General features: G+C 69.0%; 2 protein-coding genes. Both read left to right on the plus strand.

Annotation, left to right across the window (positions count from 1 at the left end; translation table 11 throughout):
* A partial coding sequence (locus ACH4K4_RS38625) for an SDR family NAD(P)-dependent oxidoreductase (protein ID WP_398175055.1) occupies window positions 1–1788 on the plus strand: 1788 nt, incomplete at its 5' end.
* Window positions 1789–1832: 44 nt separating this feature from the next.
* A partial coding sequence (locus ACH4K4_RS38630) for a beta-ketoacyl synthase N-terminal-like domain-containing protein (RefSeq protein WP_398175058.1) occupies window positions 1833–2845 on the plus strand: 1013 nt, incomplete at its 3' end.

Genomic DNA, 2845 nt, shown 5'->3' on the forward strand with positions numbered 1-2845 from the left:
GAGGGTGTGAGTGGCCTGGTGGCGTCGGTGGAAGAGGGCGGAGAAGTTCCCTCGGTTGTGGTGCTGCGGGTCGTGCCGGAGGTGGGCACGGCCGGCGTTGCCGGTGCGGCTCGGGACGCGGCGGTGCACGTACTGGGCGTCGTACAGGAGTGGCTTGCGCAAGAGGCCTTGTCCGGGTCGCGGCTGTTGGTGGTGACCGAGCGTGCGGTGGATGCGGGACCGGACTGCGCCGTGGAGGTTGCCCCCGCTTCCGTCTGGGGCCTGGTGCGGGTAGCACAGGCGGAGAACCCCGGTCGCTTGGTGCTGGCGGACGTGGACGATCTGTCCGCCGAAGGCGTCGCGGAGTGGCTGCGTACGGGCGTGCAGTCGGCCGAGCCGCAGTTCGCGGTACGCGGGGGCCAGGTGCGAGCACCGAGGCTGACGCGAGTCACGCAGGATTCATCGGCCGTGGTGGGCGGTGCGGGCACTGTCTTGATCACGGGTGCGTCGGGTGCTCTGGGGGGTCTGGTGGCCCGGCATCTGGCTGAGTCGGGCAGGGTCGAGCGGCTGCTGCTGGTCTCCCGCCGTGGCATCGAGGCTTCCGGCATGCCGGAACTGGTTGTAGAACTGGAGCAGGTGGGTGTCGAGGTCACCGTTGCGGCGTGCGATGCCGCCGACCGTGCCCAGCTCGCCGAGGTCCTGGACGGTGTGCCGCTGACCGGTGTCATCCATGCTGCGGGCGTTCTCGACGACGGGGTTGTCGGGTTGCTGACTTCGCAGCGGGTGGAGTCGGTGATGCGGCCGAAGGTCGACGCTGCCTGGAACCTGCACGAGCTGACCCGCGACCTGGACCTGGACACTTTCGTTCTCTTCTCGTCCATCGCCGGTGTCATCGGCAACGCGGGCCAGGCCAACTATGCGGCGGGCAACACCTTCCTGGATGCTCTGGCCGCGCATCGCCGCCAGCAGGGCCTGCCCGCGGTGTCGTTGGCGTGGGGCCCCTGGGAGCAGGGCATGGCCGGCGAGCTCACGGCGGGTGAGCGACAGCGGCTGGCCCGCCAGGGGTTGAAGCTGCTGTCCGACGTGGAAGGTCTCGCCGTACTGGACGAGGCCATGGCCCGAACCGAACCACTGCTGCTGGCGGCCCAGTTGGACCTGTCCGCGATACGCGGAACGGGCGAGATCCCGTCGCTGCTGTCCGGTCTGATACGTGGGCAGCGCCCCGGTGGACCCACCCGCCGTGCAGTCGGCGAGCGCAGGGTCGACGCGCAGCACACGCTGGCCGCGCGTCTGGCGGAGCTGAGCCCGGCCGGACAGCAAGAGGCCGTACGGGACATGATCGCCACCCAGACCGCCCTGGTCCTGGGCCTGCCGGGCCCCGGCAGTGTGGACACGGACCGCGCGTTCCGCGATGTCGGCTTCGACTCGCTCACCGCAGTCGAACTGCGCAACCGGCTCAACAACACCACCGGCCTGCGCCTGTCCGCCACCGCGGTATTCGACTACCCCACCCCGGCCGCCCTGGCCGATTTCCTGATGCAGGAGATGCTCGGGACGGCCTCCGAGGAGACGAACGCCCTCGCGGCGTACTCCGGGCTCGACAGGATCGAAGCGTCACTCACCGAGATCTTGGACGATGCCACCGCCCGAGCGCGCGTCGCGGCACGGCTGAAGGACATTCTCTCCGTGTTGGGCGAGGCCGACAGATCCGGCGAGGCCGACGACAACGGCGATACGTTCGCCGACAAGATCCAGACGGCCAGCGACGACGACATGTTCGACTTCATCGACAACCAGCTCGGGCTCTGAGTACGTGGCCGTACCACCGTGCGTAATGAGGAAGGCGTCATTGGATGGCGAACGAAGACAAGCTTCGTGACTATCTGAAGCGGGTCACCACTGACCTGCACCAGACCCGCGAGCGCCTGCGTGAGGTAGAGGGCCGCCAGCAGGAACCTGTGGCCATCGTGGGAATGGGATGTCGCTTCCCGGGTGGTGTGTCGTCTCCGGGCGAGTTCTGGCAGCTGCTCGCATCGGGGCGGGACGCGGTGGGTGCGTTCCCGGTGGACCGTGGTTGGGCCGAGGACATCCATGACCCGGATCCGGATGCGGTGGGGAAGAGTGTCTCGAATGAGGGCGGTTTCCTTTACGACGCCGGGGAGTTCGATGCGGAGTTCTTCGGGATCAGTCCGCGTGAGGCGGTGGCGATGGATCCGCAGCAGCGGTTGCTGCTGGAGACGTCGTGGGAGGCGCTGGAGGACGCGGGGATCGATCCGGGATCGTTGAAGGGCAGCGATACGGGCGTCTTCGCGGGCCTCTTCTACCACGACTACCTGCCGTCCCACCCCGTGCCCGAGGAGGTCGAGGGGTATATCGGGACCGGTGGTGTGGGCGCGGTTGCCTCGGGCCGGGTCGCGTACGCGCTGGGCTTGGAGGGCCCGGCCGTGACGGTGGACACGGCGTGTTCCTCGTCGCTGGTGGCTCTGCATCTGGCGTGCCAGTCGCTGCGTTCGGGGGAGTCGTCTCTGGCGCTGGCCGGCGGCGTGACGGTCATGTCCACCCCGAGCACCTTTGTCGACTTCTCGCGGCAGCGGGGCCTGGCGGCGGACGGTCGCTGCAAGGCGTACTCGGAACAGGCCGACGGTACAGGCTGGGGCGAAGGTGTCGGCGTCGTCGTACTGGAGCGGTTGTCGGACGCGCGGCGACTGGGACACCAGGTGCTGGCGGTGGTGTCCGGCAGCGCGGTCAACCAGGACGGTGCGTCGAACGGACTGACGGCGCCGAACGGCCCGTCGCAGCAGCGGGTGATTCGCGCGGCGCTGGCGAGCGCCGGTGTGGGCGCCGATGGCGTGGATGTGGTCGAGGG

Source organism: Streptomyces sp. NPDC017529 (assembly GCF_044329785.1).
Classification (GTDB): Bacteria; Actinomycetota; Actinomycetes; order Streptomycetales; family Streptomycetaceae; genus Streptomyces.